Source organism: Streptomyces sp. NPDC104367, from assembly GCF_055583825.1.
Genome location: NZ_JBVJND010000071.1, coordinates 1 through 14,043 on the forward strand (window position 1 = coordinate 1; position 14,043 = coordinate 14,043).

General features: G+C 71.1%; 13 protein-coding genes. 8 read left to right on the top strand and 5 right to left on the bottom strand.

Features of this window, described 5'->3' with window-relative positions; all coding sequences use genetic code 11:
* Positions 1-132: 132 nt before the first annotated feature.
* Entirely contained in the window at positions 133-1,626 is a 1,494-nt protein-coding gene (locus ACZ619_RS45305) for a glycoside hydrolase family 3 C-terminal domain-containing protein (protein ID WP_469611842.1), read from the bottom strand.
* A gap of 178 nt (positions 1,627-1,804) precedes the next feature.
* Between ACZ619_RS45305 and ACZ619_RS45310 the strand changes: the two genes are divergently transcribed.
* The 4 genes from ACZ619_RS45310 (at position 1,805) to ligA (ending at position 5,242) form a co-directional block, all read left to right on the top strand.
* The gene (locus ACZ619_RS45310; RefSeq protein WP_469611843.1) at positions 1,805-2,305 is read left to right on the top strand and encodes a TetR/AcrR family transcriptional regulator; all 501 of its coding nucleotides are present in this window, start codon (positions 1,805-1,807) and stop codon (positions 2,303-2,305) included.
* Positions 2,306-2,318: 13 nt separating this feature from the next.
* Positions 2,319-2,675 (top strand): hypothetical protein, encoded by a 357-nt coding sequence (locus tag ACZ619_RS45315; protein ID WP_469611844.1) that lies wholly within the window; start codon positions 2,319-2,321, stop codon positions 2,673-2,675.
* A 6-nt stretch (positions 2,676-2,681) separates the two neighbouring features.
* Positions 2,682-2,978 carry a hypothetical protein gene (locus tag ACZ619_RS45320; protein WP_469611845.1) on the top strand — a complete coding sequence of 99 codons (297 nt, stop codon included), beginning with the start codon at positions 2,682-2,684 and terminating at the stop codon, positions 2,976-2,978.
* Positions 2,979-3,145: 167 nt separating this feature from the next.
* Positions 3,146-5,242, top strand: coding sequence for an NAD-dependent DNA ligase LigA (ligA, locus tag ACZ619_RS45325; protein WP_469611846.1), 2,097 nt, complete (start codon positions 3,146-3,148; stop codon positions 5,240-5,242).
* 193 nt (positions 5,243-5,435) lie between these two features.
* On the opposite strand, the gene ACZ619_RS45330 is transcribed toward ligA, so the two are convergent.
* From ACZ619_RS45330 to ACZ619_RS45340, 3 genes are all read right to left on the bottom strand, one after another.
* Positions 5,436-5,909, bottom strand: a complete 474-nt coding sequence (locus ACZ619_RS45330; protein ID WP_469611847.1) for a nuclear transport factor 2 family protein — start codon at positions 5,907-5,909, stop codon at positions 5,436-5,438.
* Between the two features lie 135 nt (positions 5,910-6,044).
* On the bottom strand, positions 6,045-7,133 hold the full coding sequence (locus ACZ619_RS45335; protein WP_469611849.1) for an SDR family oxidoreductase: 1,089 nt from the start codon (positions 7,131-7,133) through the stop codon (positions 6,045-6,047).
* A gap of 84 nt (positions 7,134-7,217) precedes the next feature.
* The gene (locus tag ACZ619_RS45340) at positions 7,218-7,808 is read right to left on the bottom strand and encodes a TetR/AcrR family transcriptional regulator (protein WP_469611851.1); all 591 of its coding nucleotides are present in this window, start codon (positions 7,806-7,808) and stop codon (positions 7,218-7,220) included.
* 500 nt (positions 7,809-8,308) lie between these two features.
* Between ACZ619_RS45340 and ACZ619_RS45345 the strand changes: the two genes are divergently transcribed.
* The 4 genes from ACZ619_RS45345 to ACZ619_RS45360 are packed head-to-tail and all read left to right on the top strand — an operon-like array spanning position 8,309 to position 12,549.
* Positions 8,309-11,077 (top strand): sensor histidine kinase, encoded by a 2,769-nt coding sequence (locus ACZ619_RS45345; protein ID WP_469611853.1) that lies wholly within the window; start codon positions 8,309-8,311, stop codon positions 11,075-11,077.
* Positions 11,078-11,127: 50 nt separating this feature from the next.
* On the top strand, positions 11,128-11,574 hold the full coding sequence (locus tag ACZ619_RS45350) for a roadblock/LC7 domain-containing protein (protein ID WP_469611855.1): 447 nt from the start codon (positions 11,128-11,130) through the stop codon (positions 11,572-11,574).
* Complete coding sequence (locus ACZ619_RS45355; protein ID WP_469611856.1) at positions 11,571-11,978, top strand: DUF742 domain-containing protein; 408 nt, start codon at positions 11,571-11,573, stop codon at positions 11,976-11,978. The genes ACZ619_RS45350 and ACZ619_RS45355 overlap by 4 nt, the downstream gene beginning before the upstream one ends.
* Before the next feature lie 22 nt (positions 11,979-12,000).
* The gene (locus ACZ619_RS45360; protein WP_469611858.1) at positions 12,001-12,549 is read left to right on the top strand and encodes a GTP-binding protein; all 549 of its coding nucleotides are present in this window, start codon (positions 12,001-12,003) and stop codon (positions 12,547-12,549) included.
* Positions 12,550-12,687: 138 nt separating this feature from the next.
* On the opposite strand, the gene ACZ619_RS45365 is transcribed toward ACZ619_RS45360, so the two are convergent.
* Positions 12,688-13,674, bottom strand: coding sequence for an aldo/keto reductase (locus ACZ619_RS45365; protein WP_469611860.1), 987 nt, complete (start codon positions 13,672-13,674; stop codon positions 12,688-12,690).
* Between the last annotated feature and the right edge of the window lie 369 nt (positions 13,675-14,043).

Below are 14,043 nucleotides of genomic sequence, written 5' to 3' on the forward strand. Positions count from 1 at the left end.
CGGGGTCGCGCGGGGGCTCGCGGGGCCTCGGCGGCGCGGGCGGGGACGGCGGGGGGGGGGTGTCCCGGCCGGGGGCGCCGGGGGGGCCCCGCCCGTCTCGGCCGTGGCGGGCGGGCACGGCGCGGGGAGCGGTCAGTGCCTGCCGAAGGTGAACCTCGCGGCCAGGGTGGTGTCCGAGGACGTCCCGACCCGGGCGGTGAAGGTTCCGGACGGGGTGCGCCAGGCGTGGCGGGACGTGTCCCAGTTCTGGGCCAGGTGCTGTTCCTGGAGTTGCCGCGCCGTCAGGTGCAGGGTGACGGTCCTGCTCCGGCCGGCCTTGAGGCTGACCCGGTCCCAGGCGATCAGACGTGCCGACGGCTCGTCGGCGGCGGCCGGCAGCTCCAGGTAGACCTGGGGCACTTCGGTGCCGGCCCGACTGCCCGTGTTGCTCACCTTGAACTGCACGGTCACACCGCCCTTCCCGGCGGCAAAGGCGGAGACCTTCAGCCCGGACAGCCTGAAGCTCGTGTACGACAGCCCGTACCCGAACGCGAACAGCGGATCCACGCCCTCGGCCTGGTAGTAGCGGTAGCCCACCTTCAGGCCCTCGCTGTAGTCGACGTGGCGGATCGGCTCCCCCGCCGCCTTCACGCCCGGGTACTGCGCCTCGGTGCTCGCGGGCTGCTGCGACTCGGGCTTCGGGAAGGTGATCGGCAGCTTGCCCGACGGATCGCTGTCGCCGAAGAGCAGTCCGGCGATGGCCGGACCGGCCTGCTCGCCCGGGTACCAGGTCTCCAGCACGGCGTTCACCCGGGACAGCCACGGCATGGTGGTCGCGGTGCCGGTCTCCAGCACCGCCACGGTCGACCTGCTCTTCGCCGCCACAGCGCTGATCAGGCCGTCTCCGCCGGCGTCCAGGCTGAGGTCCTTCGGGTCGGAGAACTCGCCGGTCTGCTGGTAACCGAAGACGATCGTGACGTCCGCCTGCGCGGCGACCGCTGCGGCCCTGGTCACGTCGCTGCCGTCGTCGTAGACCACGTCGGCGCCCGCCGAGGCCGCCCGCGCCCTGATCGAGTCCAGCGGGGCGACCATGTCCTCGCAGGCCATGGTGTTCACGCCCGAGGCGGTTCCGCTGAAGTTCAGCGGAAGGCTGCACAGTTGCCTGGCGTTCAGACCGCTGCCCGGATCGTTCGAGGCCACCGATCCGATCACCGCGATCTTCTTCCGCTTGCCGCTGAGGGGAAGCGTGCCGCCGCTGTTCTTGAGCAGGACCGAGCCCTCTTCGGCGATCTGCCGGGCGAGCGCCTTGTGAGCGGGGGTCGAGGTGTCCGCCACGGGCTCGGTGGGCACAGGGTGGTCGAAGAGGCCTCCCCGGACGTAGGAGCGCACCACGCGCAAGGCGGCGTCGTCGATGTCCTTCCGGGTGATCTCACCTGCGGCCAGAGCGGCGTCGAGCTTCCCGGGGGTGAAGTAGACCGGCCGGTTCAGCTCCTGGTCCAGACCCGCTTTGAGGGAGGCGGCCGTCGAGTGGACGGCGCCGAAGTCGCTCATCACATAGCCGTCCAGGCCGAGTTCGCCCTTGAGGCTGTCCTTGAGCAGCGAGTTCTCACACGCGTAGACACCGTTGACCTGGTTGTAGGAGCACATCACGCTCTCGGCCCTGCCCGATCGTCCCGGAGATACCGCACAGCCCTGGAACACGGCGTCAGGCGCCGCCCGCGCTCCGGCTGGGCGTCACGGTCCGCGGGCTCGCCTCGGTGAGTATCGGCGATTAAGGAACGGTCGTTCTTGACTGATCGTTCCTTAACTGTCTACCGTGGTGGTCATGGGGAGGCCAAGAGCATTCGACGAGGACGAAGCGGTGCGCGCCGCCGTGGGTTTGTTCGGTGCACGTGCGTATGACGGTGTGTCCGTCGACGACCTCGTCACCCACCTCGGCGTGCACCGCAACAGCCTGTACAAGGTGTTCGGCAGCAAGCGCGGCCTCTACCTGGTCGCGCTGCGCCGCCATCTCGCCGACGACGTCCGCCCGCTGCTCGACGCCCTCGCCGGCGCACCGGATGCCGCCGCCGCGCTGCGGCTCGTCGCGTCGGCCGACCTCGATCTGCTGCTGCTCGCGGCGGTCGAACGGGCACCGGTCGACGAGGAGGTCGCCTCCGAGGTGACGGCCGCGTTGGCCGCCGTCGACCAGGCGATCGCCGACGCCCTCGGCGTTCCCTCCGACCTGGCCGCCGCCCTCACCGCCGCCGCGCTGGGCATCCTCCTGCGCGGCAGCCCCGACAACGCCACCACCGCGCTGGCCCGGCACCTCGGCCCACTCCCCTGAAAGGGAAACCGACATGGCACTGATACGTATCGACGGCGACGACCTGGTCGTCGTGATCGAGGGTCTCGACAAGCTCTGGTCCTTCAAGGGCAGCCTGACCGTCCCGCTGGCCAACGTCCGTGGCGCGACCGCCGACCCCGGTATCTCCGCCGACCCCAAGGGAATCCGCGCGCCGGGCTCCCACGTGCCCGGTGTGATCACCGCCGGGACCTTCCGTCAGGACGGTGAGAAGGTCTTCTGGGACGTGAGGGATCCGTCGAAGGCCGTCGTGGTCGAACTCGCCGACGAGAAGTACGCCCGCCTCGTGCTCCAGGTCGACGACCCCCGCGCGGCCGTGGCCCTGGTCGAGAGCGCCCTTTCCCGGAGGTAGGCCACGGTGCTTCGCCACTGGGCAGCGGCTCTGACGACACCGGCGGTCGTCACCGCCACCCCGGCCGTGGCGACGCCCGGTCCCGTCCCCGCCGCCGGCCGCGAGGTCGTCCTCACGGCCGGCGGTACGACCGTGTACGGCACCCTGCACGTTCCCGAGCATCGTCGCGGTCAACGGCTGCGGGCGGCACTGCTGCTGCCCGGCAGCGGACCCACCGACCTCGACGGGAACCAACGGGCCGACCGCCCGACCACGCTCGCGCAGCCCGTACTCGACACCCTGCACCGGTCCGCCGGGCACTGACACCGGCCGAGGACGTCGACGCCCGCCGACTCCCTTCGGATCCCCTCGGATCCCCTCGGACGGGGTGGAAGCCGGGGCGGGCCCGGCCGGTGAGTCTGTGTCAGCGGTCTGCCGTGCGACGGCGGCGCGGGGACCCGTTGTCAGTGGTGGGAGGCAGGATGCCCGTCATGACAACACCCTCTGCAGTGATCGTGGATGCCGCCGCCTACGCGCAGGCGGTCGAGGACGCCGTCAAGGCGGCCGCCGCCTACTACGCGGGCGGCACCTCGTCGTTGGACGACGACGCCTACGACCGGCTGGTGCGGGCGATCGCCGCGTACGAGTCGGACCACCCCGGGCAGGTGCTGCCCGACTCCCCCACCGGGAAGGTGGCCGGCGGCGCCGCGGAGGGCGATGTCCCGCACACGGTGGCGATGCTCAGCCTGGACAACGTGTTCTCCGCGGAGGAGTTCACCGCCTGGACCGAGTCCCTGGCCCGCCGCGTCGGACACGAGGTCACCCGCTTCCACGTCGGACCCAAGCTGGACGGACTGGCGGTCGCCGCCCGCTACACCGAGGGCCGCCTCACCCGGCTGATCACCCGCGGGGACGGCACGGCCGGCGAGGACGTCTCGCACGCGATCGGCACCGTCGAGGGGCTGCCCGAGCGGCTGACCGAGCCGGTCACCGTGGAGGTGCGCGGCGAAGTCCTCATGACCACCGCCCAGTTCGAGTACGCCAACGAGGTGCGCACCGGCCACGGCGGGCAGCCGTTCGCCAACCCGCGCAACGCCGCGGCGGGCACCCTGCGCGCCCGTGAACGCGTGTACACGGTGCCGATGACGTTCTTCGGCTACGGCCTGCTGCCCCTGCCCGCCACCGGCACCGACCCGGTGCTCGCCGAGCAGCTGACCGGTTCCGCGCACAGCGACCTGATGCGCCGGGCCTCCGAACTCGGCGTCCACACCAGTGCCCGTACCAACGTCCCCGACGCGGTCGCCGAATCGGTGGAGCAGGTGCTGACGCGGGTGGCGGAGATCGCCGCGGCCCGGGCCGGACTGCCGTTCGGCATCGACGGCATCGTCGTCAAGGCCGATCTCGCCGCCGACCAGCAGGCCGCGGGCTCCGGCTCGCGCGCACCGCGGTGGGCGATCGCCTACAAGCTCCCGGCCGTGGAGAAGATCACCCGGCTGCTGGAGGTGGAGTGGAACGTCGGCCGTACCGGGATCATCGCCCCGCGCGGGGTCCTCGAACCGGTCCTCATCGACGGCTCCACCATCACCTACGCCACCCTGCACAACCCGGCCGACATCACCCGCCGCGACCTGCGCCTGGGCGACCAGGTCATGGTGCACCGCGCCGGTGACGTCATCCCGCGCATCCAGGCCCCCGTCGCCCACCTGCGCACCGGTGAGGAACGGCCCGTCGTCTTCCCCGAGACCTGCCCGCGCTGCGGTTCCGACATCGACCGGACCGAGGAACGCTGGCGCTGCGCCCAGGGCCGTAACTGCCACCTGGTCGCCTCCCTCTCCTACGCCGCCGGCCGCGACCAGCTCGACATCGAGGGCCTCGGCGCCACCCGCGTCGTCCAGCTCGTCGACGCCGGGCTCGTCACCGACCTCGCGGACCTGTTCACCCTCACCCGCGAACAGCTCCTCGGCCTGGACCGGATGGGCGCGACCAGCACCGACAACCTGCTCACCGCGATCGACAAGGCCAAGCGGCAGCCCCTGTCGCGGGTGCTGTGCGCGCTCGGCGTACGCGGCACCGGCCGGTCCATGTCCCGGCGCATCGCCCGCCACTTCGCCACCATGGACACCCTCCGCGCCGCCGACGCGGAGGCGATACAGCAGGTCGACGGCATCGGCGCGGAGAAGGCCCCCTCGATCGTCGCCGAACTGGCCGATCTCGCCCCGCTCATCGACAAGCTCGCCGCCCTCGGTGTCAGCATGACCGAACCCGGTGCGACCCCTCCTCCGGCCGACACCACCCCGAGCCCCGGCGACGAGACCACCGCCACGGCGCCGGAGGCGGGCCCGCTGGCCGGGATGACCGTGGTCGTCACCGGCGCGATGACCGGGGCCCTGGAAAAGCTCTCCCGCAACGAGATGAACGAACTCGTCGAACGGGCAGGCGGCCGCGCCTCCTCCAGCGTCTCCAAGAAGACCACCCTCGTCGTCGCCGGCGAGAACGCCGGCTCCAAGCGCGCCAAAGCCGAACAACTCGGCATCAGACTCACCACCCCCGACGACTTCGCCACCCTCGTCACCGACTACATGCCGTGAAGCCGGTGTTGTCAGCAGGTGGTGGCACCGGGGCTGGTCGCCCGGCTTCGCTCGGAGCGGGCTCGTATCGACGATCGCATGCGGGAGTTCGCCGCCACGCGAGACCGGTTGGATGTCGTTCTCGCGGGCGTCTGTGAGGGGGTGGGGCGTGGACGGGAGCGGGTTCGGTGGGAAGGGGGTTGTCTCCGCGGGCCTACTGCTGTGCGGTCGGCCGGCGCAGATGGCCGCTCACGTCGCCGACGAGGTTGATGCGGGCCCGGCGCTCCGTGAAACGCCATTGCCCGTCGCGGCGCTCGAAGCGGTCGTGGTAGCGGCCGGCGGCGACGGGTTGCAGCGGCAGGTGGGGCAGCGCCTGCAGCACGGTGACGTACGAACGCGCCACCGCCGTGTCCGCCTGTTCGTCGACCTCGACGACGACGTTGGTGGTGACGTGCTGGGTTCGCGGGGTGCCGTCGTCGTGGAGGATCACCGTGTCGTGGAACATCTTCTCGATCGCGTCCCGCCCGTGCACCGGGTCCCCGCTGCCCGTGAAGCCGGCGTCGGCCAGCAGAACGCCGAGTCCGGCGAAATCCCCGTCGTCCACGAGTTCGGCGTACCGCGCGATGAGGTTTTCGATGGCCCGGTGACTCGACATCGGATGACCGGTCGGGCGGGGGGATGCGGACATGGTCTCCTCCGAGGGGGACGGACGGCCTGCCGCGCCGTGGTTTTGGCGAGGAGAGGCCAGAGGGTATGCGGGCCGGTCGTGGCATGCCGTTTGTCATGGGGGCGGTCGGGCGGGAACGCGGGTGCGCGCTCGGGGCTACGCGGGGGTCGCGGCAGGCAGGAGGCCGAGCTCCAGGAGGCTTTCGGCGGTGGCCGCGACGGCGTCCTCGCTGCTGCGGGGGTTCCAGCCGAGGACGGTGCGGGCCTTGTCGTTGCTGACGTGGCGGACCTTGCCGAGGTTGGGCAGCATGCCCTTCAGCGCCGGGGCGGTCTCGGCGGCCTTGCGTACCGTCTCGTCCGGAAGCTCGACGGCCGGGACGGCACGGGCGGCGTCGCCGAGCCGGTCGCGGACGATGAGCGCGATCCGGTGCAGGGAGACGGCGTCACCGGCGGCGGCGATGAAGCGTTCGCCTGCTGCCTGGGGGGCGGTCATGGCCTTCAGGTGCAGGTCGGCGGCGTCACGGACGTCTACGACGGCGAAGTGCAGGCGGGGTGTGCCCGGCATGGCGCCGCTGAACAGGCCGGTGATCATGTCGATCGAGGAGGAGTGGTCGCCGCCGACGACGGGGCCGAAGATGCCGACCGGGGCGACGGTGGCGAGCTGGAGGCCGTTGCCCTCGCGCGCTACGAAGTCCCAGGCGGCCCGCTCGGCCAGCGCCTTGGACCTGATGTAGGCGGGGATGTCGCTGTCCGGGTCGGTCCAGTCGTCCTCGGTGAAGGGCTGTTCGGTGGCGGGCCTGCCGTAGCCGACGGCGGCGAACGAGGAGGTGACCACCACCCGTTCGACGCCCGCGTCGCGGGCCGCACGCAGTACGCGCAGCGTGCCTTCCCTGGCCGGGACGATCAGGTCGTCCTCGTGGTCGGGCTCCCCGCCCGGGAAGGGTGAGGCGGTGTGCAGGACGTAGCGGCAGCCCGCCACCGCGTCGGCCCACCCCTCGTCCGCGGTGAGGTCCGCCGCCACGAGAGCCAGCCGCTCACCCGCCTCCACGCCCATGGCCGCCAGGTCCGCGCGGACCTGCGCCTCGCGGCCGAGGGAACGCACCGTGGTGCGGACCCGGTAGCCCTCACCGAGTGCCTGGGCGATCACCCGGCCGCCCAGGAACCCGGAGCCTCCGGTGACCAGGACGGTATCGGCCGAAGTACCGCTAGACGTGCCGGTCGACGTGTCGGGCGACGTGCTGTTCATGGCCTGGTTCCTTTGTCTTCTCGTGGGCGTGCCGGCCTGTCGGTCCGGTGGACGCCGGCCGGATGAGGGAGGGGTCGGCCGCGGCTAGCCGGTCAGCGCCGGCAGCAGCAGGGCGTCCATGACCGCGATGAGCTGGTCGGCGTCGGCCTCGGTGCCGGTGAACAGCTTCTCCACGAAGACGCAACCCATCAGGAACATCCCGGAGTGTGCCAGGGCCGGGTTGTCGGGACGGATCGTGCCGCGCTCGACGTGCCGGTCCAGGATGGTGCGCAGCGTGTCGAGGTAGGGGGCGAGCAGGACGTCCCGCAGCGCCCGGGCGAGGGCCGGGTCGGACACGACCGCCTGCCAGATGCCCAGGGTCGGGGCGCCCCGCGGGTGCGGCGCCGGCATCATGCGCGCCAGCGCCACCAGGTCGTCGCGCAGGCCGCCGGTGTCGATGTCCGGCAGGGGCGGGTACTTGCGTGCCGTCATCGCCGTGATCACGAGCCTGGGCTTGTTCTCCCAGCGCCGGTACAGCGTGGCCGTGCTCGCCTGTGTCCGCCTGGCGACCTCGTCCACGGTCGCCTGCTCGTAGCCCACCTCGGCGACCAGGTCGAAGGTGGCGTCGAGGATCTCGCGCTCGCGCTCGTCCGTCAGCCGTTTGCGCCGGTTGGAGGCCGGATCCTGCCTGCTCATCAGTGATTCCCGTCGTCCGAGTCGCCGGTCCGCACCCGTCCGCCCGGACGGCAAGGATCGAAAACGCACTTTCGACAGTACGTTTTCGATAAGCGACTTTCAAGTCCGCCGTGAAGCACGTCGGCACGTCGGCACATCGGCACATCGGCACATCGGCACATCGGTCCCGACGCCGCCCGGGAGGGCCGGACGCCTGAACTCCACCGGAATCGGCACCTCTTCACCCGCGCGCCCGAACCCGGCCCACCACGGCCGTAACCCCGCATTCCGGATAACAAAACAGCATCAACCCTGATTCACGAGTAGGCAATTCACGCCACAAGAGCTCATAAATCCCTTTTGGAAGCACCGATGAGCCCACGTCACGTTCAGTCGTTGAATGAACTTTCAAACTCACCCGCACGATCTGACTACTATCAGGCCACCAACCACTACCTTCTGGCGCGTTTTCATTACAAGTACGACCGAACGGTGACAGCAGTGAGGAGAGTGTCCTGCCCGTGAGCGGACTGAGCAGGATCAAGCGGCGCGGAAAGGGCGACATACGCGCCGGCCATCGGCGGACAGGCCCGCCCGACAACAAGCCATGGGGCAACAGCGAACGACGCCTGCCTCTGCGCACGGTGCTGATGGTGCTGCTGCTGGTGCCGAGCGTGGCGCTCATCTCCCTCTGGGGCGTGGCCACCTACCAGCTCAGCGACGAGTACAGGCAGCAGAGCACCCAGTACGACCTCCTGGCCAAGGTGGGCCCGCTGAACGCTGTCGTGTACGAGGCCCTCATCGAGGAGCGGCGGCTGACCCTGGAGGCGCTGGCTTCCTCCCACGTGTCACGGACCGCACTGAACAAGCAGCGCGACACCACCGACAAGGCACTGACCGGGTTCGCGGGGCTCGCCTCGATCGACACCAGCAACGCCCAGGAGGGTCTCGCTACGGCGATCGCCCGGACGATCCGGGTCACCGGGCAACTCGCCGAAGAGCGGCGCGCAGTGGACGCCGGCACCATCGACCAGGGCAAGGCGTTCACCTACTACTCCGACGCCGTGGACGCCAGCGTCAACGTCTTCGCGTCCTTCTCCCGAGGCCGCGACGGTGAGGTCAACAGCCTGGCGCAGGTGCTGTTCGACCTCACCAGTGCTCACGAGATGCTGAGCCGTGAGGACGCGATCCTGGCCCACGGCTGGAAAGCCGGCGGGATCTCGGTCGAGAACCACAGCACCGTCACCGCCGCCATCGGAACCCAGCGGTATCTGCTGACGTCGCGAGCGGCTCCGAACCTCACCGCCGGGGAACGCCGGCAGTACAAGACGATGACCAGCAGCAAGGCGTGGCGCAGTCTCACGGCCCTGGAGGACAAGGTCCAGGCGACCGCTCCGGTCGGCCAGAGCGACACCATGGATCTGCCGGGCAACCGCGCCAAGGAGTGGCGGTCCGCGACGCAGAGCTCGTTCACGCAGATCAAGGGGCTCATCGGTACGCACACGGTGCTCGCCCTGTCGGTCGCCCGCGCCAATGTGGAAGACCTCCAGCTGTACCTCTACGCCACTTCGGCCCTGGGTCTGCTGGCGGTCGTCCTGGTCGTGCTGGTGACCTGGCGGCTCACCTCCGTCCTCCGTCGGCGCATCCTGGCCGTACGCGACCAGGCCCAGGACATCGGCCGGCGGCTGCCGGACGTGGTCGGCCGCCTGGAACAGGGCGACGACGTGGACGTCGACGCGGAGGTTCCCGAACTGGTCCCTACCGAGGACGAGTTCGGCGAGCTGAGCCGAGCGCTGAACGTGGCCAGCCGCAGCGCCGTGCGGACCGCGGTGCGCCAGGCCGAACAGCACCGGGGCTTCGAACGGCTGCTCCAGCGCATCGCGCGCCGTACCCAGCTGCTGATCGGCCTCCAGCTGAAGAAACTGGACGAACTGGAGCGCCAGCACGAGGACCCGAAGCTGCTGGAAGGGCTGTTCGACCTCGACCATCTCACCGCTCGTCTGCGCCGCTACGAGGAGAACCTGGTCATCCTCGGCGGCGGCCAGCCCCGACGCCGCTGGCGCCGGCCCGTGCCGCTGCTGGACGTGCTGCGCGCCGCGCAGAGCGAGGTGCAGGACTACCGGCGGATCGCGATCGACGTCGACGGCCGGCCCTGGATCTCGGAGCGCGCGGTAGGGCCGCTGATACACATCCTGGCCGAGCTGATGGAGAACGCGACCGCCTTCTCCAAGCCGCCCGCCCCGGTGGAGATCAGGGCCGCCATGGTCAGCCGCGGGATCGCGGTGGAGATCGAGGACCGTGGTCTGGGCATGGAGGCCGCGCAGTACGAAGCGGCCAACGTCCTGCTCCAGGACCCGCCGCAGCTCGACGTGGTGACCCGCGCCGACGACGTGCGTCTCGGGCTGTACGTGGTGGCCCGGCTGTCCGTGGCACTGGGCCTCCAGGTGGAGCTGCGCCCGTCGGTGTTCGGCGGCACCCGGGTCATCATCCTCGTACCACAGGAACTCGTCGCGGATCGGCCGCAGCCGGTGTCGGACGCGCCTGCCGACCGGTCGGCCGCGGGAGCCTTCCCGTCCGGTCCCTCCCGTCGGCCCGTCACATCCCCCTCGGACGGCGCGAACGGGCTGCCCCTGCGCTCCCGGGGCCGGGCGATGGCCGACGTGACCGCCCCGGCAGCGGCGGCGCGGCCGGACGAGGAGGAGCGGTGGGCCGGGCAGGAGACCTGGGCCGCGCAGGGCTCGGAACAGGTGCAGAGCCCGTGGCGGACCCACCCGGCGGAGGAGGCCGCGCAGGACTCGTGGGCCTCGCCGTCCGAGGAGCGGAGCGAACTCCCAGGGCACGACCGTCATCAGGAGCCGGAGCAGGAGCACGACTGGCAGGCCTGGGAGGTACGCGAGAAGCGGTCCGCGCGGGCCCCCTGGAGCGCGCGGGAACAGGGCGACGCGCCGGAGTTCCCGAATGTCCGTCAGGCACCCGCCCCCTGGCCGGTGCACGGCTCCGGGAGCGAGCAGGTCGCTTCGGGGCCGTCGCTCGCCGGCGCCTCGGCCGGTCCGTCGGACGCCGCGGCGTCGTCCGCGACGGCGGGCGGCCACGCCCCGCTTCCGCGCCGGACCCGTCAGGCGAGCCTCGCCGCCGAACTCCGGGCACCGGCACCGGCGGACACGTCCTATCAGGTCCCGTCCGGCACACCGGCCCGCTCCGGCGCGGCCATCGGCGCTTTCCAGCGGCAGTCGCGGAGAAGCCGCGGCCACGACCCGCAGTCGCCCGAACACGGCACCGAACGGTCCTGACCGTTCGCACGCGAAGCCCTTTTCGAACCGTTCACGACGAAAGACCCAAGATGACTCAGCGAACCATCGCCACCGACGCCAATCTGGACTGGCTCCTGAACGGGCTGATCAACCAGGTCGCCGGCGCCCGATGCGCCGTCGTGCTGTCCGACGACGGCCTGGTGATCAGCCGCTCGGAATCCATCGAGCGCACGGACGCCGAACGCCTGGCCGCGGTCGCCACCGGACAGCAGAGCCTGGCCCGCGGTGTGGGGCAGCTCTTCCACGGCGGCCCCGTGCAGCAGGTGATCGTCGAACTGGCCGACCTGTGGCTCTTCGTCACCGCGGCCGGCCGGGGCACCCACCTGGCCGTGATCGCCTCCCAGGAGGTGGACGCCGAGGTGATGGCCGTCGCCATGCACACCCTGGTGCAGCAGGTGGGCCGCAGCCTCGGCACCGACGCCCGTGCCCCCCGGTCCGACCCGCCCACGGCAAGCGGCTCCGGGATACGCGCATGAGGCACTGGGCCGAGGACCTGGGCGGCGACGAGGACGCCGATGAACCACTGGTCCGCCCGTACACCATCACCGGCGGGCGGACCACCGCCGGGCGCGACGACCTGACTCTGATCACCCTGATCTCGATGCAGGCACCGGTCGGCACGGAGGACGGCGCGGGCGGACGTCTGGGGCTCCAGCCGGAGCACAGGACGATCCTGCGGCTGTGCTCGCGGCGCGCCGTCGCGGTCGCCGAGATCGCCGCCGAGCTGGACCTTCCGGTGTCGGTGACCAAGATCCTCATCGGGGATCTGATCGACACCGAACGGGTGCGGGCGCGCCCGCCCCTGACCTTCGCGCGCGACGGAGCGCGCCCCGACATGACGATGCTGGAGGCGGTGAGAAATGGGCTTCGCAGAATCTGAACCGACAGCCACAGCTCAGGCCATGAAGATCTTGATCGCAGGCGGCTTCGGCGTGGGCAAGACGACGCTGGTCGGCTCGGTCAGCGAGGTGGCCCCGTTGCACACCGAGGAGAACCTGACCCGCGCCAGCGTCGGCGTGGACGATCTGGCCGGTGTGGACGCCAAGACCACCACGACCGTGGCCCTGGACTTCGGACGCATCACCATCAGCGAGGAGCTGGTGGTCTACCTGTTCGGCACGCCAGGGCAGGAACGTTTCTGGTTCATGTGGAACGACCTGGTGCACGGTGCGCTGGGCGCGGTGGTGCTCGCGGACACCCGGCGGCTGGACACCAGTTTCGCCTCGATCGACTTCTTCGAGAGCCGGGGCGTCCCGTTCGTCGTGGCGGTCAACTGCTTCCACAACGTCCGTGACCGGTCGGCCGCGGAGATCCGCACCGCCCTGGACCTGGACCTGGACGTCCCGTTGGTCATGTGCGATGCCCGGCAGCGCGGTGAGGGGCGGGAGGTGCTCGTCACCCTGGTCGAGCACATCATGGCCCATCACGCCGTTCCGCGGCCGACCGCCTGACGACGCGGACCGGCGGGGAACGTCCGCTGCCCGGGCGCTGTCGCCCGGCGCCGGGCGGGCCGGGCTCCTGCGCCTCCGCAGGGGCCCGGCCCGCCCGCGAGCGCGAGGCGGGCGCGGGTCTGCGGGGCGGCGGTGTCGTTACTTGTCGACCAGGCTCATGTGCATCTCGTTGTAGCGGTCGCCGTGGACGCCGATGTGGGCCGCGAGTGTGTCCAGGTCGTCCCGTTCGTCGGCGGACAGGGCGATACGGGTGGCGGCCGCGTTCTCCTCCACGCGTGCGGTACGGCGTGTGCCGGGGATCGGCACGATCGACGGGTGCCGGGCCAGCAGCCAGGCGAGGGCCACCTGACCGGGGGTGGCGTTCTTCGCCCGGGCCAGGGCGGCGACATGGCCGATCAGGGCCTGGTTGGCGGCGAGGTTGTCGTGGGCGAACCGCGGGATGGTGGTGCGGATGTCGCCGTCGGCGAACGCGGTCGTGGTGTCGACGGTGCCGGTGAGGAAGCCCTTGCCGAGCGGGCTGAACGGCACGAATCCGATGCCGAGTTCGGTGAGCGTGGGCAGGACCTCGGGTTCGGGGTCACGGGTCCACAGGGAGTACTCGCTCTGTACGGCGGTCACGGGGTGGACGGCGTGCGCACGGCGGATCGTCGCGGCACCTGCCTCGGACAGCCCGAAGTGCCGTACCTTGCCCGCCTGTACGAGCTCCGCGACGGTGCCCGCGACGTCCTCGATCGGCACGTCGGGGTCGACCCGGTGCTGGTAGAAGAGGTCGATCGTGTCCGTGCGCAGGCGGCGCAGCGAGGCGTCGGCGACCCGCTTGATCTGTTCCGGCCGGCTGTCGAGCCCGACCGACCTGCCGTCCTCGATGCGCCAGCCGAACTTGGTGGCGATGACGACCTGGTCGCGCAGCGGGGCGAGTGCTTCGCCCACGAGTTCCTCGTTGGTGTAGGGGCCGTAGACCTCGGCCGTGTCGAAGAACGTGATGCCGCGCTCGGCGGCGCCGCGGAGCACGGCGAGCATGTCCTGCCGGTCGCCGGGGTTGGGGCCGTAGCTCTGGGACATGCCCATGCAGCCCAGGCCGATGGCCGAGACGTCGAGGCCCTGGCCGAGGGTACGGGTGTGCATTGCGGTTACTCCTGCCGTGTCGTCGTGATCGCGTCCGGGGGCCGGGAACTCGCGGAAGCCGCTCTCGGTGCTCACACGCCCCACGCTAGGCCGCCGGGCGCGAACGAGAGAGGCCCTGTCAGTACCTGTCACGGCGGTGCCTTCGCCACGCGCGTGACCTGCGATCTCCTGGGCACCGGCCGTTCCCGCGGCTCCCGGCGTACGCACCGGAGCAGAGACTCCGCCCCACCGGGACGGACACCGGCGAAGCGCCCCTGTGGGCCGGTGATCGTCGCGGGGGTGCCTCTATGTCTTCCGTCAAGGCACCCCTGTCGGGTTTGGTGTGGTTCGGTGTTGCTGGGGTTATGCGGCGAGCTCGATGTCCGTCGG